The sequence below is a fragment of the Martelella sp. K41-7 genome, assembly GCF_055808365.1.
The window spans coordinates 3,948,387-3,970,307 of record NZ_CM147867.1 but is presented as its reverse complement, the minus strand read 5'-3'; the positions used below and the strand labels follow the sequence as shown (position 1 = coordinate 3,970,307).

Below are 21,921 nucleotides of genomic sequence, written 5' to 3'. Positions count from 1 at the left end.
AAAATGCGTACCCTCAAATCCTGGGCGCTGAGCGCGCGTGACGCCAATGGCGTCACGCTCACCATCGACGGCACCCACACCCTGAAGATCACCGTTCTCGAAGAAGCCCTCTTCCGGGTCTCGCTGAAAAAGTCCGGTGAATGGCGGCTGGACCGCACCTGGTCGATCGCGCCACAAGAAGACGTCCCCTTCGAAGGCCGCGCCCGTGACGATCTTTCCGGTTTCTCCCTGCCGGAATTCACCTGCACCGAAGGTGACACACTGGTCATCGAGACGGAAAGCCTCAAGCTCACCGTCGAAAATCCGCTGACCATGCGTTGGGAAGCCAAACAGGCTGACGGCACCTTCAAGCTGGTGGCCGAGGAGCGGCCCACCGGGGCCTACATGCTTGGCATCCGCGACCATCGCAACAGCCATTTCCTGCTCAGAAAACCCGGAGAAAAGGTCTATGGTCTCGGCGAAAAGGCAGGCAACCTCGAACGTTCCGGCCGCCGCTACGAGATGCGCAATCTCGATGCCATGGGCTATAACGCCGAAACCACCGATCCGCTTTACAAGCATCTGCCCGTCACCTTCACCGTGACACCGGATGCCGGTGCCTTCTCGGTGTTCTACGACAATCTCGCCTCCTGCTGGTTCGACCTCGGCAACGAGTTCGATAACTACCACAAGCCCTTCCGCGCCTATCGCGCACTCGATGGCGATCTTGACTATTATTTCGCCTGGGCGACGCAGATGCTGGATCTGGTGAAAAACCATACCCGGCTGACCGGCGGTACGGCCTTCATGCCGCGCTGGGCGCTGGGCTATTCCGGCTCCACCATGGCCTATACCGACCGACCCAACGCGCAGGAAGAGCTGGAAGGTTTTCTGACCCGGCTCTCCGAGCACGACATTCCCTGCGACAGTTTTCAGATGTCGTCGGGCTATACCTCGATTGGCTCCAAACGCTATGTCTTCAACTGGAACTATGACAAGTTCCCGGATGTCGAAGGCATGTCGAAGGCGTTCGCGGATGCCGGGCTGACTCTGATCGCCAATATCAAGCCGGCGCTGCTGCAGGACCATCCACGCTTCAACGAAGCGCTTGATGCCGGGTTGTTCATCACCGACAGCGAGACGAATTCCTATGCCGATGCCGTCTACTGGGATGATTCCGGCGCTCATCTCGATTTCACCAACCCGGTATCCGTGGCCTGGTGGCAGAAGGGCGTGACCGAACAGCTCCTGAAAAAGGGCATCGCCTGCACCTGGAACGACAATAACGAGTACGAAATCTGGGATGACGAAGCTCGTTGCAACGGTTTTGGTAAAGAAATTCCGGTTGCCCTCATCCGCCCGCTGCATTCACTCTTGATGAGCCGCGCCTCAAAAGAGGCGCAGGAAGCCTTCGATCCCGATCACCGGCAATATCTGATCTCGCGCGCCGGTTGCCCCGGTATCCAGCGCTATGTCCAGACCTGGTCCGGCGACAATTATACGCGCTGGGAAACGGTGCGTTACAATATCCGCATGGGCCTCTCCATGTCGCTATCGGGCATCTACAATGTCGGCCACGATGTCGGCGGCTTTTCCGGCCCCAAGCCGGAGCCGGAACTGTTTGTCCGCTGGGTCCAGAACGGGATCTTCCACCCGCGTTTCACCATCCATTCCTGGAATGATGACGGCACCGCCAATGAAGCCTGGATGTATCCGGACGTGCTGCCGCTGATCCGCGATGCGCTCAATTTCCGCTACCGGCTGACGCCCTATCTCTACACGCTGACATGGCTGGCATCCACCGAACACGAACCGATGCTGCGCCCGACCTTCCTCGACCATCCGCACGATCCCCGGACGGTTGAAGAGACCGACGACTTCATGCTCGGTCGGGATCTTCTGGTCGCCAATGTCATCGACAAAGGTGCAGCGGAACGCACCGTCTATCTGCCGAAAAATGAAACCGGCTGGTGGGATTTCTGGTCCGGCAAATATCATGCCCCCGGTACGGAAGTAACGTTGCCGGTCGAACTGGCAAGCATGCCGCTCTTTGTGCGTGCCGGTTCTGTCATTCCGCTGTCTGACGAAGCGAACCGCGCCAATGCCGGAGCAGACAAGGCCCGCACCCTCGCGATCTTCCCGGTCCCCGGCGCGTTTTCGGCAGCAGCAGTCGAATATGAGGATGACGGCGACACCGTAAACTGGCGTGAACCCTCGGGCCACAGCCTGACGCGCTACGTTTTGTCCGGCGATGATGCCAACCTCGCGCTTACCTGGAAGCGTGAAGGTGACTACACACCGCCTTATGAAACTATTCGGGTCCTCCTGCCCGAAGGCGAAAGCCGCAAGCTTGCCGTCAACGGCACGGCCGACGCCAACGGCACGACCGTCAACCGCTGACGGCCTTTCGGGAGAGCTTCGGCTCTCCCGTTTTTTTCAACACCCCCACTGTCGACGGTGCCCGCGCGCACACGCCGTTTTCTTACGGAAGGAAAAACCATGTCTGCACTTCTCGAACGCGCAAAGTCCGATGTTCTACGACCGGACTACGACCGCTCGAAGGTCGAAGCCCGCATGTGCCATATCGGCTTCGGCGCCTTTCACCGTGCTCACCAGGCCGTTTATACCGACGATGTTCTGCGCGCCGGCGGAAGCTGGGGCTATCGCGAGATTGAGCTGATGGGGCCATCCGCACCGCTGCTAGCGCTCGCAGAACGCGACTACCTCTACAGCGTCGTCGAAAATGCTGCCGACGGGCAGAAGGCCCGGATTTCCGGCGCTGTCGTCGACCATCGCCATCGGGAAGACTGCGGGCCAGAGGGCATCGTCAGCGCCATCGCAGATGAGAACATCGCACTGGTCTCCATCACGGTGACGGAAAAGGGCTATACGCTCGGCGCCGATGGCGGCCTTGATTTCGACAATCCCGCAATTGTGGCCGACCTTGCGAACCCCGATCAGCCAAAAACTGTGGTCGGCACGCTGGTAGCAGCTCTTGCAGCCCGCAAAAAGTCCGGGCAGAAGCCGTTTACCGTTCTCTCCTGCGACAACCTGCCATCAAACGGCAAGCTTGCCCGCCGCGCGGTGATCGATTTCGCACGTGCCCGCAACACGGAGCTTGCCGACTGGATCGAAGAGAATGGCCGCTTCCCCTCCACCATGGTTGACCGCATCGTGCCGGCGATGACCGAGGAAAGCTATCAGCTGCTGGCCGAGCGGATCGGCACGGAAGACCCCGCCGGCATCGTCTGCGAACCCTTCCGTCAATGGGTGATCGAGGATGATTTCGTGTCCGGCCGTCCGGACTGGGACCGCGCCGGGGCCACCTTCACCGATGATGTCGTGCCCTACGAAAACATGAAGCTGCGCATGCTGAACGGCTCGCATTCCTTTCTCGCCTATCTCGGCTATCTCGGTGGCTATGAGACGATTGCCGAGACCATGAAGGATCCGGCCTATCGCAAGGCCGCCCGCGAGCTGATGGGCAAAGAGCAGATCCCGACACTTGAAGCGCCTGAAGGCATCGACCTCGACGCATACGCAGATGCGCTGATCACCCGCTTCGAAAACCCGGCAATCCGCCACCGCACATGGCAGATCGCCATGGATGGCAGCCAGAAACTGCCGCAGCGTGCTTTGGAATCCATTGTCCACCATCTGCGCGCGGGTACGCCCTGCCCCCGCCTTACATTGCTGGTCGCGGGCTGGATCCGCTACGCTTCCGGCACCGATGAAAAGGGTGCTCCGATCGATGTGCGCGACCCGCTTGCAGAAAAGCTGAAAACGCTCGCCAATGGCGGCACAGCGGCGGAGATTGCCGAACGTGTTGTTTCCGGCTCCGGCATTTTCCCGCCCGAACTCGCACAGAACGCTTCGTTCAAGGCAAGCCTTGCTGATGATATCCAGGGCATCGCCGACAAAGGGGCGCGCAAAATGGTTGAGATGCTGGCGGCTTCATGAACGCCAGAACGAGGTGAGAACACCCTGAAACAGGGCCGCGCATTCCCGTGAGCAGAAAATGCGCGGATAGCCTGATCCCAAACACCGGTCTGTGCGGCCGTCAGGTGGAACCACCTGACGGCCGCGAAAATGCGGCAAAGCAAAGAGATAAAGCGATTCTGCGTTTCCGGAAAAGCCGAGCCGCTCTAGAGGTGCTCGAGCGCGCCGATGAGACGGTCGACCTCCTCGAGCATATTGTAGTGCACCATAGACACGCGCAGCATGCCGCCTTTGTCGGTCATCTCAAGACATTCGGCGAGCCGGCGTGAATGAAAATCGCCGTGACGCACGGCAATGTGGTGTTCATCCACGGCACGGCAGACTTTTTCCGCATCACGATTGTCGAGGCGAAAGGCGATGGTTGGCACCCGCATCGGGTCAAGGCCGGACGGATCCCCGATGATCTCACAGTCATTGCGGGCTCTGAGATAGGACAGCAACCGCTCCGAAAGCGCGATCTCCTGTGCGGTGATTGCGGCGTACCCCGTCTCGATCTTCTCACGCAGCGATCCGGTTTCGCCGGCTCTTTCACCAAGCTCTGCCAGATAGTCGACAATGCCGCAGGTAGAGTAGGCCAGCTCGTAATTGGGGTTGCCGGGTTCCAGCTTGCCGGGGATTTTGTCCTTGCCGTAGAAATAGTGGTAGAGCGTGTCGAGCTCGGCAAGAAGCGCGTATTTGCCGTACATCAGCGCGTAATGCGGCCCGAACACCTTGTAGAGGCTGAAGACATAGAAGTCGGCGTCGAACGCCTGAACGTCGACGGCGCGGTGCGGCGCATAGGCAACGGCATCGACGCAGATCAGCGCTCCGCGGGCATGCACGAAATCAGCGATGGCGCGGACATCGTTCACCGACCCAAGAATGTTGGACACATGGGTGAAGCAGACGAGTTTCGTGCGCGCGCTCATCAGCGGTGCGAGATCATCGAGCTTCAGCGAACGGGCTTCCTTGTCGAGCGGCCAGAATTTGACCACCACCCCCATCGCCTGAAGGCGATCCCACGGGCCGATATTGGATTCATGATCGCTGACGGTGACGATAATCTCATCGCCTTCCGACAACTGACCCTGCATTGCACGGGCAAGGTTTTGCAACAGCACGGTCGAGGACGGACCGAAGACGATCTCCTCGGGCCGTGCCGCATTGACGAGGTGCATGGCGGCCGTGCGCGCCTCGTGCAGCGCGGCTGCAGCACTCTGGGAGACTTCGTAGGAGCCGCCGATCTGAACGTTCTTGTCGAACAGGAAGCTGTTGATGCGATGGACGGCGCCCTTGAGGATCTGCGATCCGCCGGCATTGTCGAAAAAGGTCCAATCCTGTTTCAGGCCCGGAAACTGGCTGCGGACGAAATCAAGGTCGAGAGAAGGCGATCCGGACACGGGTGTTACCTCTTGTTTTGTTGTCTAGTGATTGAGCACAGCGCGGAGAAAATCCTGGGTTCGCTCCTCGCGCGGCGTGTCGAAAATAGCAGCGGGTGCGCCGGCCTCGACGATACGCCCGCCATCCATGAAGATCACCCGATCGGCGACCTGGCGCGCAAACCCCATTTCATGGGTGACAATGATCATGGTGACGCCGGTACCGGCAAGATCGCGCATCACGTCGAGAACCTCGCCAACCATCTCGGGATCGAGCGCGGATGTCGGCTCGTCGAACAGCATCACACGCGGCTCCATTGCCAGAGCGCGGGCGATGGCCACGCGCTGCTGCTGCCCGCCGGAAAGCTGGCCGGGATATTTTTCCGCCTGCTCGCTGATGCCGACGCGCGTGAGCAGCGTGAGCGCTTGCTTGCGGGCTTTCTCGGCAGAGGTACCACGTACCCGCATCGGTGCGAGCATGACATTGCGGACGACGCTCATATGTGGGAACAGATTGAAATTCTGGAACACCATGCCGACTTCGGCGCGCACCTGAGCCAGTTCCGGGCCGCGGCGCACCGGCAGCCCATCAATCTCGATGCTGCTGTCGGCGGAGAAAGCTTCCAGATGGTTGATGCAGCGGATAAGGGTCGACTTTCCCGAGCCGGAAGGGCCGACCACACAAACGACCTCACCCTCGGCAATATCAAGTTCAATGCCGTGCAGAACGGTGAAGTCGCCATAGGCCTTCACCAGATTGCGAATGGAAATAAGCGTGCGGGCGGTTGCGGCCATCAGCGCCTCCCCTTGCTGAAATGGCGTTCAAGCCGGGTAACGACGGCGACCATCGGCCAGAGCAGGATAATGTAGATCAGCGCAGCACCAATCAGCGGTGTCGGATTGGCGGAAAGCGCCTGGGCCTGGGTCGCCTGCTTCAAAAGATCCGGCATCGCCACAACGGATGCGAGCGCGGTATCCTTGAGCACATTGATACAGTTGTTTGTCAGCGGCGGAATGACGATGCGGACGGCCTGCGGCAGCACCACATCAACCATGGTGTGGCGCTCGGAGAGGCCAAGGGCAGCGGAAGCCTCGAACTGTCCGCGCGGTATAGCTTCGATTCCGGCGCGAAAAATTTCGGCGGTATAGGCGGCCGATACCAGCGACAGCGCGGTGACGGCGGACAGAAACGCCGAAAGCCTGATGCCGACAAAAGGCAGCGCATAATACACCACGATCAGCAGTACCAGCAGTGGGATCGACCGGAAGATGTCGATATAGCCCCTGATGAGAATGGAGAGAATGCGGGGCGCGTAAAGCCGCGCAACAGAAAGGAGCAGGCCGCCGGCAAGACCGACGACGATGCTCATAAACCCGATTTCGAGCGTCACCAGCAGACCGCGCATCAATTGCGGCAGACTGTCGACAAACACGCCGACATTCAGGAATGTGTGGATCAGGTCCATGGGCGGAAGAAGGCTCCGGGATTGGGCCGGCCACAGCCTCTAAATGACGGCGGCCGGCCCCGATGCGGATGAGTGCGGAAACGGCCTTACTTGGCCTTCGGCATGTCGAGAACTTCAACCGTGGAGGTTCCCGCTTCAGGGGTGGCGCCAAACCAGTCCTCATAGATCGTGGCCAGCGTGCCGTCTTCCTTCAGTTCGGAGATCACGCCGTTGACTTCGGTTGCCAACGGTGCGTCCTTAGCGAACATGATCGAGTATTTCTCGCCCGTCGGGATGCGCTCAACCACCTGCAGTTCCGGCTTGTCCTTGACATAATAGAGGACCGCCGGAATGTCCGAAATATAGCCGTCGATGCGCCCTGCGGTCATGTCGAGCATGGCCGGAGCCAGGCCTTCATAGCGGCGGATGTCGGAAAAACCGTATTCATCCTTGTGTGCCTCCGACCACATGTCGCCGGTCGAGCCAGTGTCGACGCCGACGACCTTGCCGTCCATGTCTGCAAGACCGGAAACGCCAGCAGACTTGCTGGTCGAAAGCGACTGGTCGCTGTCATAATATGGCTGGGCGAAGGAGACCGATTCAAGCCGCTTTTCGGTGATCGTGATCGAGGACACCGCCATGTCGATACGGCCCGACTGAACCGCCGGGAAAAGACCGTTAAACGGTGTATTGACGAATTCGACGGTTTTGCCGAGACGGTCAGCAATCTCTTCAACGAGGTCAACCTCGAAGCCGACGGCCTTGCCGCTGGAATCCTCAAATTCCCACGGTACGTTGCCGATATTGGCGCCGACGGTCCAGTCAGCAGCGTGAGCGCCCGTTGTCGCAAAAGCCGCTACGGCGGAAAGAAGCGTGATTTTGAGTGCGCGTTTCATTGTGGTTCCCCTTGTATTTTGTTTAGGCCTAAGTCTAAATTGGCTAACTGGTTAAACCGGTCTTACCAGTCAACCAATCATGCACGGCTTTTTCGGCTTTGCAAGACGGGTTGAAAAAAATAGACTGACAGCATCAATCGGGGAGGCGGGGACCGCATGCTCAACAAGACACTTTTGCCGCAATCGGTCGCGCGCCAGATCCAGACCATGATCCAGTCGGGCGAACTGAAAGATGGCGAGAAGATCCCCTCACAGCGGGAACTGTCTGTGAAATTCGGCATCAGCCGGCCGTCACTCAGGGAAGCGCTGCTGACGCTCGAGACGCTGGGACTGGTCAAGACCGAACCGGGCAGGGGCACATTCGTGACCCGAAGCGGAGACCGCAGACAGGAACGCGACAGCAAGACGTGGCGCTACGCCGACAGCTACTCCGTGTTCGATGCGTTTCAGACCCGCGTCATGCTCGAAGGCGAGATCGCCCGGCTCGCTGCCGGCCGGCTGACCCACTACCAGTTCGATCTGATGGAGCAGGCAACGGCCACGATGGAGGAAAGCTGGGCCCGGCAGGACCTGGTCGCCAATGTCGAGGCCGATCTCGAATTTCACCGCATCATCGTTTCGGCGTGTTCCAATGCGATGCTGCGCGACCTCTATGAGGCCGTGCGCGACAAGCTGACGGAAACCCAGCGCCAGCCGATCCCGCGCACAGACCCCGAACGTATGAAAGCCTCGGTCGGCGAGCATCGCACCATCGTGATGGCGCTGCACGACGGAGACAGTGCGGCGGCTGGTGCTGCCATGCAGGCGCACATCCGCAACACGGCACAATGTGCCGGACTTGCGCCTTAGGACCGGCAATCGGTCTCGACAAACGGTTCGAACTCGGCAAAATGACGATTGCCAGCAATGAAGAGACCGGACATTGAACCTCAGACAGCTTGAGATTTTCCATGCGGTGATGACTGCTGGCACCACTGTGGGTGCGGCCGAAGCGCTCGGAATGTCGCAGCCGGCGGTCAGCAACGCCATCAAACATCTGGAAAGCATGGTCGGTTTTTCCCTGTTCGAGCGGCTGAGCAACCGGCTGGTGCCGACGGAAGAAGCAAAGTTGCTGTTCTCGCGCGCCGAGCCGATCTTCCAGCTGCAGCAGACGGTGAACCAGAGCGCCCTCGATATCCGCGCCGGCCATATCGGCCGTATCCGTGTGGTGGCGACATCGGAAGTCACCGAATCGCTGGTGCCGATGGCCATGCGCGAGTTCCTGGAGCGCTTTCCGGACGTCTTCGTGGTGCTCGACACCAAGCCGCTGCACAATGTTCTGGAGGCTGTCGAGGCCGGTATTGCCGATGTCGGCTTTGCCATCGATCCCGGCGAGCGGCATTCGCTGATCCTGCAGCCGATCGACGAGTTGAGAACCGTCTGCGTCTGTTCTGCCGGCAGTCCGCTTGCGAAACTGCCTTTCGTCACGCCGCAGGACCTGGCCAGCGAACGGCTGATCTGCCCGCTCTCCGGCACCCGTGTCGCCATGCTGCTGGAAGAGGCGTTCCGCAAATCCGCCATTCCCTACGAGCCGAAGGTGGAGGTCAGGTTCCTGAACGCCGCCGCACGGATCGTGCAGGAGGGCTGGGGCGTTGCGCTTATTGACGAGGTAACCGCCACATCGGACCATTATTCCGACCTGACGGTACTGCCGTTCGAGCCACGCATTCCGCGGCCGCTGACCGCCATCCTGCCGCGCAGCCACTCCGTTTCGCGCCACTCGCGCGCGTTTGTGCGGACCTTCACGCTGACGACCGGCACGCGGATTGCCGAAATCCGGCGCTGAGGCGTCTTCAGGCGTCAGTCGTGATCTTGCGGAAGCTGTCAAGCGTGTGCCGGGCACCATCGAACAGCAGATTGATCTCGTTGGTGGCGACGACCATGCCAGCACCGAAATCGAGCGCCTGTTCACGCACCCGTTCCGGCGGCAGACCCATCGTGCAGAATGTCTTGCCATTACGTTTTGCCGCCCGGCCAATGGCGGCAAAGGCACCGACGACCGTCTCATGGGCGACATCACCGGGGCAACCGAGCGCTGCGGCGAGGTCATTCGAACCGATCATCAGCCCGTCGATCCCCTCAAGTGCGGCGATCTCATCGGCAGCCTCCAACCCGCTCACACTTTCGATCATCGCAATCACGCGTGTGCTGGCCTCGGCAGTGGCGATCAGATCGGCCACCGGAACGGGCTCAAAGCCGCTAATTGCCAGTGGACCGGGCAAAGCCCGGTTACCGGTGGGCAGAAAGCGCGTCTTCTCCACAATCGCGCGCGCTTGCTCCAGCGTATCCACATGCGGCACGATCACACCCGTCGCGCCGCAATCGAGCACCCGGGCGAGATCCGGCGATGTGGGCCCAGTGACGCGGGCATAGACTGGAACGCCGGCCAGCAGTCCGGCCACACAGATATCCGTCATCGCGTCGAGGCCAATGCGGCCATGCTCCATGTCCACCACCAGAAAGTCAAAGCCGGTGCGCTGCGCGATCGCCACCGTTTCGACAGTCCCCATCACGCATATGGCAAGGCCGATATCGGCGGTTTCAGAGGGCTCTGTGGTCAATTGAGGCATGGTGATCGTTCCAAAATACGGTTGGCAGAAAGAGCGCGGGCTGGCCGCCATTGATGTTGCCTTTATTGCCGTGACCGCCGCAATAGGCAATGCAAATACTGCCTATAATTTGCGCATGCCTAAATATAATACACGAGGCTCTGGCGGCGAACGCAAACCACGTTAAGCTGTGATCATCAACACCGACCCCCCTCCCGGGCGGAGCAAAACTGGAAAAGATATGCCAACCGAAAATTCCGTTGCGCAGACAGAGGCGTACACCGGAGGCTTCCGCCTGCGCAATCTGCCCCGCCTTGTCCTGACCATCCTGCGGCGGGCGGTCGACATCGTTGCGGCAAGCCTGTTCATCTATATGGCCTTTGCCATTCTGGTGCAGATTCTCGGGCGCTATGTCTTCAACTACTCGATTGCCGGAACGGAAGAAACCGCGACCTTCGCGCAGGTCTGGTTGGTCATGCTCGGCGCCGGCATCGCCATGCGCCACCATCAACATGTCGGCGTCGATGTCCTGATCGTGCGCTGCCCGATGTGGATCCAGAAACTGGTCGGCGGCATTTCTTTCCTGCTCGGGCTCTGGTTCCTGGTTGTTGTCGTCAACGGCAGTTTCGGCCTCGTTGCCATCGGCCTGATGGTGAAGTCGGCGGCCCTCAGACTGCCCCTTGTGATCCCTTATTCGGCCATTCCCGTCGGCATGAGCTATTTCGCGCTCGAATTCACCATCGCAACCCTGCCGGGACTTTTGAGCCGCAAACAGGCTGATGACACCGGCCATTCCGGAGAGCTGCTATGAGCCTTGCCTTTGGCGGTTTCGCCCTTCTGATCTTTTCCGGCATGCCGATCGTGCTTGCACTCGGCGTTGCAGCACTCGTGACCATTGTCGCCTTCACCGATGTACCGCTCACCATCATCGCCCAGCGGGTTTATGGCGGCGTCAACTCCTTCCCGCTGATGGCGATCCCGTTCTTTGTCGCTGCCGGGCTGATCATGGAAGCAGGTGGCATTGCAAGACGCTTTGTCGCGCTCGCCACCGCGCTGGTCGGCTGGATTACCGGCAGCCTGTTCATGGTGGCCATCACCACCGGCACGGGGCTTGCCGCGATCTCCGGTTCCGGATCGGCCGATACGGCGGCGATCAGCTCCATCCTCGTGCCGGAAATGAAGAAGCGGCGCTACAATGTCGACATGGCCGTTTCCATCATTGCCGCATCCGGCTCGATGGCTTCGATCATTCCGCCGAGCATCGTTATGGTGGTCATCGCCATCACCGCGAACCAGTCGATCGGCGCCATGTTTCTCGGTGGCATCGTCCCCGGCCTGCTGATCTCGCTAAGTCTCCTGACCGGCGCCTGGCTCTATGCCAAGAACGGCGGCGAAGCCTATCGCGATGCCGAACCGTTCTCGCTGAAGCGGCTGTGGTCGGTGTTTATCGATGCGGTTCCCGCCCTGTTCGTGCCGGTGATCATCGTTGGCGGGATTGTCGGCGGCGTCTTTACCGCCACCGAGGCAGCCTGCATTGCCGTTTTCGTCACGCTCGGAATTTCCTGCTTCATCTACCGCGAGTTAAAGCTTACCGACCTTGGTCCGTTGATCCTGCGCACCGTCAGCCTTTCGTCCGCCGTGCTGATCATCGTTTCCACCGCCAGCATTTTCTCCTGGATCATCGCTTCGCTGGGGGTGACCAGCGCGCTTGATGCCTGGCTGCGCGAGGTCGCGTCGTCGCCGGTCGCATTCCTGCTGATCGTCAACATCCTGCTGCTTGTGGTCGGTATGTTCATGGAGAGCATTTCGGCCATCCTGATCCTGCTGCCGGTGCTGATGCCGATTGCAGTCGGCTATGGCATCGACCCGATCCAGCTCGGCGTACTGATGGCCCTCAATCTGTCGATCGGCCTGATCACACCACCTTACGGCATCTGCCTTTACGTCGCCTCGATGGTGGCCGGGCGGCGGATCGAACAGGCCGCCTCCAAGGTCTGGCTGCCGCTCATTCCGATGGTCATCGTCCTGATGCTGACGGCCTTCGTCCCGACCGTGACACTCCTACTGCCCAATCTGGTCTACCGCTGATGCGGCGACCCGGTCATTCCAACCTGCCTCAAAAACAACAAGGGGAACTCAAATGAAACTGATCCAGGCTTTTGGCCTTGCCGCACTGATGTGCTCCACCGCCTCACCCGCATTTGCCGCAGACTACGTCCTCAAGATCGCCCACACCAATGCAGCCGACGAGGTTCAGGACAAGGGCCTGCAGCTGATGCGCGAGCTTCTGGAAGAAAAGACCGATGGCCGTGCAACCATCGAAATCTTCCCCAACGGCGTGCTTGGCGATGAGGCCCAGCTTGTGGAAGGCACCATGCTCGGTACGCTCGACATGGCAATGACCGCCAACTCCACGATTTCCAACTACATCACCGACTTCCGGGTTTTCGACCTGCCGTTCCTGTTCACCAGCATTCCGGCGCTCAGCGAAAAGCTGGAAGACGAAGACGTCTACGCCGCCATGGAAACATCGGCTGAAACCGCCGGCTTTGAGCTGATCGGCGTCTTCTCCTCCGGCATTCGTCACCTGATGACCAAGGATCCGATTGAAGGCATTGAGGATATTCAGAACCTGAAGATCCGCACCATGCAGAACCCGATCCACGTCGACGCCTTCCGTTCGTTTGGCGCCAACCCGACCCCGCTTGCCTATTCCGAACTTTACGGCGCGCTCCAGAGCGGCGTTGTCGATGGCGCCGAAGGGGCCGCCACCAACTATACCGGCCAGAATCTCTACGAAGTCGCCCCTGATTTCGCCATTCTCGGCTGGCTCAACATGACCGCGGTGGTGTTCATGAACGAGGGCATGTTCTCCGGCCTGCCGGAAGACATTCAGGTGGCACTGAAGGAAAGCGGCGAGGAAGCCTCTGCCTGGCAGCGTGGCTATGTCGATGAACAGGAAAAGCCGCTGCTTGACGCGCTCGTCGAAAACGGCGTGACCATCAGCCATCCCGATCCGGCACCGTTCCGCGAAGCGGTTATCCCGCTCTACAACGAGATGCTGGAAACCGACAGCCAGAAGCAACTCTTCGATCTGGCGACAAAGGACTGACCGCACTCAAAAATGCGACGGTCGGGTATTCGGCCGTCGCACTCCCGCTTCTGTGCTGACTTAAAAAAGTGCCCGAAGCAGCTTTTCAAGAGAACGCAATTCCTCAGGCTCCGGCTGCCGGTTCGGCGGCATCACGCGGGCAGAGGGAATAAGGCCGAGAATATGAAGGCAGGCTTTGAGACGGGCTGTGGGCGTTACCCCGGATCGCTTGCGGTAGATGGCGGCGGAGAGCGGATAGAGCCGCTCGTGAACCGCCCGCGCCCGCTCCCAGTCCCCGCCCGCAGCGGCTTCAAACAGATCACAGACAAGTGCCGGCACGACCGCCGCAAGGCTCACCTGGCTGCCGGTAGTGCCGATCAAATAGCAGGTCAGAAGATGCTCATCCCCCGAGGCCATGACCGAGAGGCCCGGCCGGGTCCGGTTCAAAAGCCGCCAGTTCTCCTCATAGGTCGCGACCTCCCAGCTCCCTTCCTTGACGCCGGCAACCGACGGCAGACCTGCCAGCGCCTCAAGCGTTTCCGGCCGGTAAGCCATCGGACCGGTTCCGACCGGCGCCTGATAAACCACGAGCGGCAGCACCGTCTCTGCAGCGACGCCGGCATGATGCGCGACCACGGTCTCCACGTCCTGCCCGAGCGCCCATCCGTTCGGCGGGAAAACCAGAAGCGCATCGGCACCTGCAGCCCCGGCGGCCTGCGCCTGCCGGGCCGCCTCCTGCGTGCTTTCGCTGTAAATTCCGCTGGTGATGAATGTGCCTGCTGGCGCCACCGCGCGCACCAGCCCGACCACCCGGGCCATCGCAGCGCTGGAAAGCTGCGCATTTTCGCCCGCATGGCCGTTGATCAGCAGGCCGGCAATGCGGCGCTCCTGCGTGACATGTGCAATATGCGCCTGCAGCGCCACCTCATCGATCCGAAAATCCTCAGTCAACGGACATATGGTTGCCGCGTGGATGCCCGTCAGTCTGGCAGCGGCGGAAGCTATTTCGGTCAAGGTCTGGTTCTCCGGCGGGCCGGCTGGCGGCCCGAAGCAAGAGCAGGGCCCAGCACGCGCCATGATGTGGCGTTTCAGCGGTGCCACTGAAGCATGGAGGAAACGCCCAATCAAGATATTTTTCCTCATAAAATCAAATATTTAACAGATATATGCGGACGACTATCCGTACCCTTAGGCGCACCTGCCGGTCCGATTAATCAGGGAGCATCCAATGTCATTCGATACAGTCGTCAATGGCGCAACTATTGCCACGGCCGCCGATCATCCAACCGTCGACAACATGGGCCGGACCCCGGGTATCATCCGCGCCCCTTCGCCGCTGGCGGTCAGCGCTCAGGCCTATTGAAATGGCAGAATTTCAAGCTAGCCCCCGGCCACTGAACATCACATCCACGACGTGATCGTGATCGGAGCCGGGATCGCAGGGCTTTCCGCCGCCTGGCGCCTGCGAAACCGCGACATTCTGGTTCTCGAAGCAGATCGCCGGGTGGGTGGGCGCATCTTGTCGACCGAGACGCCAACCGGCATCCTCAATTTCGGCGCCCACATGCTCGGCGGTCCAGGCACGCCCGTTGGCGATCTCTGCGCCGAACTCGGCCTGCGTCTTCGCCCCATTGACGCAGGCTTGATGGCAATCGCCTATGACGGGAGGTTGCGGCTGAAGGGACGGCCGGAATTTCTGCCGTTTCTGTTGCCGCTGTCGCCGCTTGCGCGCCTTTCGCTGGTCCGTGCCGGTCTTGACCTCAGGCTCGGATCGGCCAGTGCATCAAAAATGCTCCGGCGCACCGAAAACGGCATCTGGCAGGAGAGGACCGGACAGCGCTTCGCCTTTGCCGGAGATGAAACGCTTGCGGCGCGACTTGGCCGCCTGCACCCGCAAACCGAAGCGATCATCCGCGCCATAACCGAGCGCTGCGGCGGCGACCCCGGCGAGATATCCGCCGGTCACGGCCTGCGGTCGTTTGCAAATGTCTGGTCTTCGGCCGCACCTGGCTTTCATCTTATCGGTGGCTCTTCCCGCCTGCCCGAAGCCATCGCGACGCAGCTTCGGCGCCGGCTCCTGCTTGAAACGCCAGCGCACAGCGTGGTGCGGCACAAAAAACATGTCACGGTGACCGCACACAACGCTCACGGCCAGCCTTTGTGCCTGCACGCCAGGGCCATCATCATTTCAACACCGGCACCGCAGACGCGCGCGCTGATCGCCGAACTGCCGGAACCGCTAGACGACGCACTCTCAAAGGTGCGCTACGGCCCATTCCTTTCCGTGGCACTGAATACAAGGGAGGCCACAGCCGGCAAACTGGAGAAAACCTATGCCGTTTCCACCCCCGACAACGCCTTCAGCGTTCTGTTCAACCAGTCGGTCAACCGGTTTTCCCTGCCCGGACATGAGCGCGGTGGCAGCCTGATGATGTTTGCAGGCGCCGCGCGCGCCACATCATTGATGGCACTTGACGATACTGAGATCGCTTCCCGGTTTCTCCATGATCTCAAACGCATTCTGCCGGAGGCAGAAATCGCGTCGGCACCAATTGTGCAGCGCTGGCCGCTTGGCGCACCTTTTGCCTTTCCCGGCCGCGCGGCACTGCAGCCAGCACTCACAAAACCGATGGACCGGATCGCACTGGCAGGCGATTTTCTGGAGTTCGCCAATATGGAGGCCGCAGTTCGCAGCGGCTACGAAGCAGCCAGCCGAAGCACATCCTGGCTCTGAAACAGCGCCCCGCATCATCGCATGTCACCCGATTCGAGGCCGATCAGCGCATGGATGCCGGCAGCGCAGGCATCACGATAGGCAGCGGGATTTTCCGAGAGCATCTTGCGCATATGCAGCCCACCGGTGGGATCACGTCCGACGATATCGGTGAAGGCTCCGCCGCGACCAAATGGCCTTGCCTCCTGGGTCGTCGACATGAACCTGCCTCAGCTCATACTGATTCTGGCAATGGCGCTAAAGACCTCAACACTGGCCGCTGCCGACGGCACCTTGCGCCAGACTTTTCGTGGACACGCCCGTTCCCAAATTAGATCATTTTTTCATTTAAAATCATATATTTCCAGCATTTTCAGGATACCCTGCCGGCCTTGAAAACAGTGACTTTCAATTGTCATCAAAGTGGCATTGCCGAACTTATATATATGGTATATAAGATATACAACAAGCGATGGAGACCCGGATGGGCTACGCATCTGATGGCATGATTGACATTTCGGGGAATGGAGACGGCACCCGAACCGGGACTGCTACCCAGATCGTTCACCGCCGGCTGCGTGCTGAAATTGTTTCTCTGAAGCGTTTGCCCGGCCAGACCATCAGCGAAAAGGAAATTGCAGCCGAATGCGGGCTCAGCCGCACACCGATCCGTGAAGCGCTCCTGCGGCTGGCCGAAGAACAGCTGGTCGATATTGTTCCAAAGTCGGGCACGCGCGTTTCGCGTATTCCAGTAGCTTCACTTCTCGAAGCTCAGGTGGCGCGTACAGCGCTTGAGCAAGTCAATGTCCGCGCCGCTGCCGCCCGGGTGCAAGGCAGTGAAATCGCCAATATGCGCGCCCTGCTGATGTATCAGCGTGAGCGCACAGACGCCGGCGACAACGATGAATTTCATGCCGCGGATGAGGCGCTTCATCGCGCCATTGCGGTTGCGGGTGGCTATCCCGGCATCTGGAAAATCATCGAGCAGGTCAAGTTGCAGGTCGATCGCTACAGGCGCCTGACGCTGCCGCAGATCAACCGCATGGAACGGGTGCTCGTGGAACATGGCGAGATCGTGGATGCGCTTGCCGATAAAGACGCAGAGCGCGCAGTGGCTGCCATGACTCATCATTTAGAAGGGCTGAGCGCGGAGGACCTGCGTCCGATCCGCGACCTCAACCCGGATTATTTCATCGGAGACATCACGAATGTCTACGAGAAGTGGGGCGATGGCAACATCGCTTCTCAGACTGAAAGTCGGCCCAACCAGTCGTGAACACGGCCGATACCTCGAAATCCAGTATCCTCATGAGAGGCAATCATGAAAAACGTACAAAATACTCTTAAACTGGCGGGCGTCAGCGTAATCGCGCTGGGTGCTGTGTTTGGTCCGTCTGCTGCTTTCGCCGAAACCGTCTACGAGATCGCGTTCAACCAGCCGGAATCGCACCCGCAGTACAAGGCGATGCAGCGTTTCGGCGAAGCGTTCTCAGAACGCACCAACGGCGAATATTCGGTCAAGATTTTCCCGAATGAGCTGCTTGGCGCGCAGAAGGAAACCGTGGAAATGGCCCAGACCGGCACGATCGCCATGTCATTGGCCGCCGCCAGCCTTCTGGAAAGCTGGAACCCCGACTTCGTCGTCTTCAACCTGCCCTATGTGTTCGACAGCATCGAGCATCAAAAGCAGATCGTGAATAACCCGGAAATTGTCAGTGATCTTTACAACTCGGTCGCTGATCAGGGCATCGTTGTTGTGGCCGCTTTCACCGCCGGTTCGCGCAATGTCTATCTGAAGGACCACCCGGTTGAAACGCCGGAAGATATGGCCGGCCAGAAGATCCGCGTGATGCAGTCGCAGACCAATATCGACATGATGAACCTGATGGGCGGCAACGGTATCGCCATGGGTCAGGGCGAGGTCTACACCGCTATTCAGACCGGTGTTCTCGATGGCGGCGAAAACAACGAGGTGACTTACTGGTCGCTCAAGCATTCTGAAATTGCACCGTATTTCTCCTACACGCAGCACCTGATGATCCCTGATTACCTGGTGATGAATGTCGATTACTTCGAAGACATGCCTGACGATGTGAAGCAGATCTTCATCGAAGAGCTTCAGAAGGCCGCAGACTATGAATTCGAAGTCTTTGCTGAAGATGCAGCCAAGTCCAGGGCACTGGCTGAAGACGCCGGTGCGAAGTTCAACGACGTTGACCTTCAGCCCTTCCGCGATGCCGTTCGTCCGCTGACGGAAGAAAAGATCACCAGCGACGTGACCAAGAAGATCTACTCGCAGATGCATCCGGCAAGCGAATAATTCCCAACAATAGATGACCAGGACTGGCCCCGGCTTTCCGGGGCCGTCAGGGATGAGAAAGAAACTGCTATGCATACGATCAAGCTTTGGGTCGATCGTTTTCTGGCAACGACCTGCATCACATTGTGCGGCCTTCTGACGGTTATCGTGACCTGGCAAGTGGTCAGCCGTTATGTTTTCAGCAGTGCTGGCGCACTGACGGAAGAGCTGGCAAAAATCATGTTTGTCTGGCTGGTTCTTCTGGGTGCAGCTCTGCTGTTTGGCGAAAAAGGCCATATGAACATCGGCATCTTCGTGGATGCGTTTTCGTCAGCGCGACTGAAAGGTGTCTTCCATCTCACCGCAGACATCCTGATCCTGCTGTTTGTTGTCGCTATTCTTCTGATCGGCGGGCTCGACGCCGTTGACCGGACGATGCGTCAGACCAACGCCGCCATCCCGTTCCTGCGAACGGGACAGATCTATCTGGCTTTGCCGATATGTGGCGCCTTTTCGGCCTATTACTGCCTTTACAACATCTGGAATGACATTCGAGCGCTGCTCCGCCCTGCCAATACGCAGAGTGTGGAAGGAAAGGCGAACTAAAATGGGAAACGCAGCCGACATCGGCCTTATCCTGCTCATCTCGATTCCGATCCTTCTGATGATCGGCGTTCCGATCAGTGTCAGCATGGGCATTGGTTCCGTACTGGCGATGGCCACCATCTTCACATTTGACCGCATGGCGATCACATCCGCCCAGCGTATTTTCGCCGGCATCAATTCCTTCTCGCTGCTGGCGATCCCGTTCTTTATCCTGGCAGGCAACATCATGACCTCGGGCGGGATAGCGCGAAGGCTGATCAATTTTGCCAAGGCACTGATCTGCTTCATACCGGGCTCGCTGGTTCAGACGAACATCGTTGCCAACATGCTGTTCGGTGCCATCTCCGGCTCCGGCGTTGCAGCCGCCGCCGCCATTGGCGGGGCCATGGGGCCACAGCAGAAGGCGGATGGCTATGATCCAAAATTTGCCGCCGCCGCTAACATCGCTTCGGCGCCTGCAGGAATGCTTATTCCGCCAAGCAACACCTTCATCATCTATTCACTGGCCAGCGGCGGCTCCTCGGTTGCAGCCCTGTTCATGGCCGGTTATGTGCCCGGCATTCTATGGGGCTTTGCCTGCATGATCCCGGTGGTCTTCTTCGCACGCAAGGCTGGCTACAAGGCCGAACGGCTTGCGAATTTCCGGACCAACCTGAAGACCACGATTGAAGCGATTCCGGCCTTGTTGATGATCGTGATCGTCGTTGGCGGCATCATCTCGGGCATTTTCACGCCAACCGAAGCCAGTGCCATCGCGGTGGTCTACGTCTCGATCCTGTCTCTTGCCTACAGAACGATGTCGGTGAAGATGGTCCCCGCACTGTTGCTGGCAACGGTAAAAACCACGGCGATGATCATCTTCATGATCGGTGTTTCGTCGATCATGGGCTGGATCATGGCCTATGCGCAGATCCCCAACATCATTGCGTCGTCGCTGCTGTCGATAACGGACAACCCGATCCTGATCATGATCATCATGAATATCGTGATCCTGCTTTTAGGCTTCGTGATGGACCCCACACCGGCCATCCTGATCTTTGCACCGATCTTCCTCCCGATCGCGATCTCACTGGGCATCGATCCTGTCCATTTCGGGGTTCTAATGGTCTTCAACCTGTGCATCGGCACCATCACGCCACCGGTCGGTCCGATCATGTTCGTCGGCTGCCGTATCGCCGAGCTGAAGATCGAGGACGTCGTCAAGCCGCTGCTGCCCTTCTTCTTCATCCTCGTGGCACTGCTGATGGCGGTGACGTTCATACCGGAATTGTCGTTGGCGCTGCCGCGTGCGGCCGGGCTGATCCATTAGTGATCGAACTTTTTGAAAACCGGCTGCCCCGCCGCGGGGCGGCCGGAACGGATACGTTCGGGTAAACCGGGCACCGGCAGAACAACTGAAATGCGCGTGATGGCGATGCCCGATGGCGCCTCCACACGTCCAGGCCGGACAATAGCAACGGTCAGCAAGGAGTAAAGACTGTGATTTTCGGACGACTTGACAATCTCGACCTCGAGAAGGCGACCATGCCGGAAGCGGTACTGGAAGGGCTTCGTTTCTTAAGCCAGGCCGACCTGGCCAGCGCGCCGGAAGGCCGGATCGACATTGACGGGGATCGTATTTTCGCAACAGTCCAGGATTATGTGACCCGGCCCACTGAAGCGAACCGCCCCGAATCCCATCTCCGCTATTTCGACATTCAATATGTGGTTTCCGGCCGGGAAGTGATCGGCTTTGCGCCTCTGTCGACAACGGGAGAAGCGGTTGAAGACCTCTCCGAGGAGCGCGACCTGCTGTTTTACGAGACGATGGCCGATGAAACACCGCTGACGCTGTCTGCCGGCAGCTTTGCCGTGTTTTACCCCTGGGATGTGCATCGCCCATGCTGCGCCGTTTCCGAAACAGGCGAGCCCGTTCGCAAGGTCGTTGTCAAAATCCGCTTGTGATCGATCCGTACTGCGCGCGGGAGAACATACCCCGCCCGCCTTTCAGGCGCCGAGAGCAACCAATTTGAATTTCAGCAAGCGAAAAGACCGCAGGGTTAGTCCGCAACTATTCGCTTCTACACAACGAAGGAGAAAGAACCATGGATATCCGCTATTCCGTCAATCAGAAAGACTTCAAGCGCTACACCACCGAGGAAGCGCGCGATGAATTCCTGATCGAAAACCTCTATGTCGCCGATACCGTCGTTGCCGTTTATTCGCATATCGACCGGATGGTGACCCTTGGCTGCATGCCGGTGAGTGAAGCCGTGCCGCTGGACAAGGGCATTGATTGCATGGGTACGTTCGGAACGAATTATGTTCTGGAGCGCCGTGAAATCGGTATCTTCAACCTTGGCGGTTCCGGCACGATCGAGGCCGATGGCGAGACCTTCAACCTAGACTTTCAGGACTGCCTCTATATCAGCCGCGGCACCAAGTCGGTCGTGTTCAAGAGCGTTGATCCGGCCAAGCCCGCAAAATTCTACATGGTTTCCGCACCGGCTCACAAAGCCTGCAAGACAACTTTCCTGAAGATGGCCGATGCCAAGAAGGTTCCGCTGGGCGATGCAGCCACGTCCAACAAGCGCGTCATCAACCAGTTCATCCATCCTGACGTTCTGGAAACCTGCCAGCTCTCCATGGGCCTGACCCAGCTGGAGCCGGGTAGTGTCTGGAACACCATGCCAGCCCATACCCATGAGCGCCGGATGGAGATCTACACTTATTTCAATCTGCCGGAAGATCAATCTGTCTTCCACATGATGGGTGAGGGCAAGCAGACCCGCCACATTCTGGTGCAGAACGAGCAGGCCGTCATCAGCCCGTCATGGAGCATCCATGCCGGTTGCGGCACCACCAGCTACACCTTCATCTGGGCGATGGGCGGCGAAAACCAGACCTTCAACGACATGGATGTCATCCCGATCAACGAATTGCGCTGATCGCTGGGACAGCTTCGCCC

23 protein-coding genes are annotated in these 21,921 nt (G+C 59.2%); 16 read left to right on the top strand and 7 right to left on the bottom strand.

The genetic code is table 11. The annotated features are described in order from the left end of the window. Nucleotides 1–3 precede the first annotated feature (3 nt). Nucleotides 4–2,379 carry a glycoside hydrolase family 31 protein gene (locus AC0L7L_RS18880; RefSeq protein ID WP_272213629.1) on the top strand — a complete coding sequence of 792 codons (2,376 nt, stop codon included), beginning with the start codon at nucleotides 4–6 and terminating at the stop codon, nucleotides 2,377–2,379. A gap of 99 nt (nucleotides 2,380–2,478) precedes the next feature. Beyond that, nucleotides 2,479–3,939 (top strand): mannitol dehydrogenase family protein, encoded by a 1,461-nt coding sequence (locus AC0L7L_RS18875; RefSeq protein WP_473510683.1) that lies wholly within the window; start codon nucleotides 2,479–2,481, stop codon nucleotides 3,937–3,939. 185 nt (nucleotides 3,940–4,124) lie between these two features. Here the strand turns inward: AC0L7L_RS18875 and AC0L7L_RS18870 are convergent, their stop codons facing one another. From AC0L7L_RS18870 to AC0L7L_RS18855, 4 genes are all read right to left on the bottom strand, one after another. Then, a complete protein-coding gene (locus tag AC0L7L_RS18870) occupies nucleotides 4,125–5,357 on the bottom strand; it encodes a cysteine desulfurase-like protein (RefSeq protein WP_473510681.1) in 1,233 nt (410 codons plus the stop codon). Between the two features lie 24 nt (nucleotides 5,358–5,381). Next, nucleotides 5,382–6,131, bottom strand: coding sequence for an amino acid ABC transporter ATP-binding protein (locus tag AC0L7L_RS18865; protein ID WP_272213625.1), 750 nt, complete (start codon nucleotides 6,129–6,131; stop codon nucleotides 5,382–5,384). After that, nucleotides 6,131–6,802, bottom strand: coding sequence for an amino acid ABC transporter permease (locus AC0L7L_RS18860; protein ID WP_473510678.1), 672 nt, complete (start codon nucleotides 6,800–6,802; stop codon nucleotides 6,131–6,133). The genes AC0L7L_RS18865 and AC0L7L_RS18860 overlap by 1 nt, the downstream gene beginning before the upstream one ends. Before the next feature lie 86 nt (nucleotides 6,803–6,888). Next, complete coding sequence (locus AC0L7L_RS18855; RefSeq protein ID WP_272213622.1) at nucleotides 6,889–7,677, bottom strand: ABC transporter substrate-binding protein; 789 nt, start codon at nucleotides 7,675–7,677, stop codon at nucleotides 6,889–6,891. Between the two features lie 156 nt (nucleotides 7,678–7,833). Here AC0L7L_RS18855 and AC0L7L_RS18850 point away from each other — a divergent pair, with 156 nt between their 5' ends. Both AC0L7L_RS18850 and AC0L7L_RS18845 read left to right on the top strand, forming a co-directional pair. Next, nucleotides 7,834–8,526, top strand: a complete 693-nt coding sequence (locus tag AC0L7L_RS18850; RefSeq protein ID WP_272213621.1) for a FadR/GntR family transcriptional regulator — start codon at nucleotides 7,834–7,836, stop codon at nucleotides 8,524–8,526. 73 nt (nucleotides 8,527–8,599) lie between these two features. Then, entirely contained in the window at nucleotides 8,600–9,502 is a 903-nt protein-coding gene (locus AC0L7L_RS18845) for a LysR family transcriptional regulator (RefSeq protein ID WP_473510674.1), read from the top strand. A 7-nt stretch (nucleotides 9,503–9,509) separates the two neighbouring features. Here the strand turns inward: AC0L7L_RS18845 and AC0L7L_RS18840 are convergent, their stop codons facing one another. Then, nucleotides 9,510–10,286 (bottom strand): HpcH/HpaI aldolase family protein, encoded by a 777-nt coding sequence (locus AC0L7L_RS18840; protein WP_272213618.1) that lies wholly within the window; start codon nucleotides 10,284–10,286, stop codon nucleotides 9,510–9,512. On the opposite strand from AC0L7L_RS18840, the gene AC0L7L_RS18835 reads away from it, so the two are divergent. Genes AC0L7L_RS18835 through AC0L7L_RS18820 form a run of 4 tightly spaced genes read left to right on the top strand, consistent with a single transcriptional unit; the run spans nucleotide 10,285 to nucleotide 13,377 of the window. Continuing rightward, nucleotides 10,285–10,452: a hypothetical protein gene (locus AC0L7L_RS18835; RefSeq protein WP_272213617.1), complete on the top strand. Its 168-nt coding sequence runs from the start codon at nucleotides 10,285–10,287 to the stop codon at nucleotides 10,450–10,452. The two genes, AC0L7L_RS18840 and AC0L7L_RS18835, sit on opposite strands and share 2 nt — an antisense overlap. A gap of 54 nt (nucleotides 10,453–10,506) precedes the next feature. Continuing rightward, complete coding sequence (locus tag AC0L7L_RS18830) at nucleotides 10,507–11,076, top strand: TRAP transporter small permease (protein WP_272213616.1); 570 nt, start codon at nucleotides 10,507–10,509, stop codon at nucleotides 11,074–11,076. Next, nucleotides 11,073–12,353: a TRAP transporter large permease gene (locus AC0L7L_RS18825; RefSeq protein WP_272213615.1), complete on the top strand. Its 1,281-nt coding sequence runs from the start codon at nucleotides 11,073–11,075 to the stop codon at nucleotides 12,351–12,353. The genes AC0L7L_RS18830 and AC0L7L_RS18825 overlap by 4 nt, the downstream gene beginning before the upstream one ends. A gap of 52 nt (nucleotides 12,354–12,405) precedes the next feature. After that, nucleotides 12,406–13,377, top strand: coding sequence for a TRAP transporter substrate-binding protein (locus tag AC0L7L_RS18820; RefSeq protein ID WP_272213614.1), 972 nt, complete (start codon nucleotides 12,406–12,408; stop codon nucleotides 13,375–13,377). Between the two features lie 60 nt (nucleotides 13,378–13,437). Here the strand turns inward: AC0L7L_RS18820 and AC0L7L_RS18815 are convergent, their stop codons facing one another. After that, on the bottom strand, nucleotides 13,438–14,370 hold the full coding sequence (locus tag AC0L7L_RS18815; protein ID WP_473510669.1) for a dihydrodipicolinate synthase family protein: 933 nt from the start codon (nucleotides 14,368–14,370) through the stop codon (nucleotides 13,438–13,440). A gap of 214 nt (nucleotides 14,371–14,584) precedes the next feature. Between AC0L7L_RS18815 and AC0L7L_RS18810 the strand changes: the two genes are divergently transcribed. After that, the gene (locus AC0L7L_RS18810) at nucleotides 14,585–14,719 is read left to right on the top strand and encodes a hypothetical protein (RefSeq protein ID WP_272213612.1); all 135 of its coding nucleotides are present in this window, start codon (nucleotides 14,585–14,587) and stop codon (nucleotides 14,717–14,719) included. Between the two features lie 57 nt (nucleotides 14,720–14,776). After that, the gene (locus AC0L7L_RS18805; protein WP_473510666.1) at nucleotides 14,777–16,090 is read left to right on the top strand and encodes a flavin monoamine oxidase family protein; all 1,314 of its coding nucleotides are present in this window, start codon (nucleotides 14,777–14,779) and stop codon (nucleotides 16,088–16,090) included. A 14-nt stretch (nucleotides 16,091–16,104) separates the two neighbouring features. On the opposite strand, the gene AC0L7L_RS18800 is transcribed toward AC0L7L_RS18805, so the two are convergent. After that, nucleotides 16,105–16,290, bottom strand: coding sequence for a hypothetical protein (locus AC0L7L_RS18800; RefSeq protein WP_272213608.1), 186 nt, complete (start codon nucleotides 16,288–16,290; stop codon nucleotides 16,105–16,107). 263 nt (nucleotides 16,291–16,553) lie between these two features. Here AC0L7L_RS18800 and AC0L7L_RS18795 point away from each other — a divergent pair, with 263 nt between their 5' ends. The 6 genes from AC0L7L_RS18795 to kduI all read left to right on the top strand — a co-directional run bounded on the left by AC0L7L_RS18795 (nucleotide 16,554) and on the right by kduI (nucleotide 21,901). Further along, nucleotides 16,554–17,345 (top strand): GntR family transcriptional regulator, encoded by a 792-nt coding sequence (locus tag AC0L7L_RS18795; RefSeq protein WP_272213607.1) that lies wholly within the window; start codon nucleotides 16,554–16,556, stop codon nucleotides 17,343–17,345. A 45-nt stretch (nucleotides 17,346–17,390) separates the two neighbouring features. Further along, entirely contained in the window at nucleotides 17,391–18,389 is a 999-nt protein-coding gene (locus AC0L7L_RS18790; protein WP_272213606.1) for a TRAP transporter substrate-binding protein, read from the top strand. Nucleotides 18,390–18,458: 69 nt separating this feature from the next. Then, the gene (locus AC0L7L_RS18785; RefSeq protein WP_272213605.1) at nucleotides 18,459–18,974 is read left to right on the top strand and encodes a TRAP transporter small permease; all 516 of its coding nucleotides are present in this window, start codon (nucleotides 18,459–18,461) and stop codon (nucleotides 18,972–18,974) included. A gap of 1 nt (nucleotide 18,975) precedes the next feature. Beyond that, nucleotides 18,976–20,283 carry a TRAP transporter large permease gene (locus AC0L7L_RS18780; RefSeq protein WP_272213603.1) on the top strand — a complete coding sequence of 436 codons (1,308 nt, stop codon included), beginning with the start codon at nucleotides 18,976–18,978 and terminating at the stop codon, nucleotides 20,281–20,283. A gap of 170 nt (nucleotides 20,284–20,453) precedes the next feature. After that, complete coding sequence (locus AC0L7L_RS18775) at nucleotides 20,454–20,918, top strand: NanQ anomerase/TabA/YiaL family protein (RefSeq protein ID WP_272213602.1); 465 nt, start codon at nucleotides 20,454–20,456, stop codon at nucleotides 20,916–20,918. Between the two features lie 140 nt (nucleotides 20,919–21,058). Further along, the gene (gene kduI, locus AC0L7L_RS18770) at nucleotides 21,059–21,901 is read left to right on the top strand and encodes a 5-dehydro-4-deoxy-D-glucuronate isomerase (RefSeq protein WP_272213601.1); all 843 of its coding nucleotides are present in this window, start codon (nucleotides 21,059–21,061) and stop codon (nucleotides 21,899–21,901) included. Nucleotides 21,902–21,921: the final 20 nt, after the last annotated feature.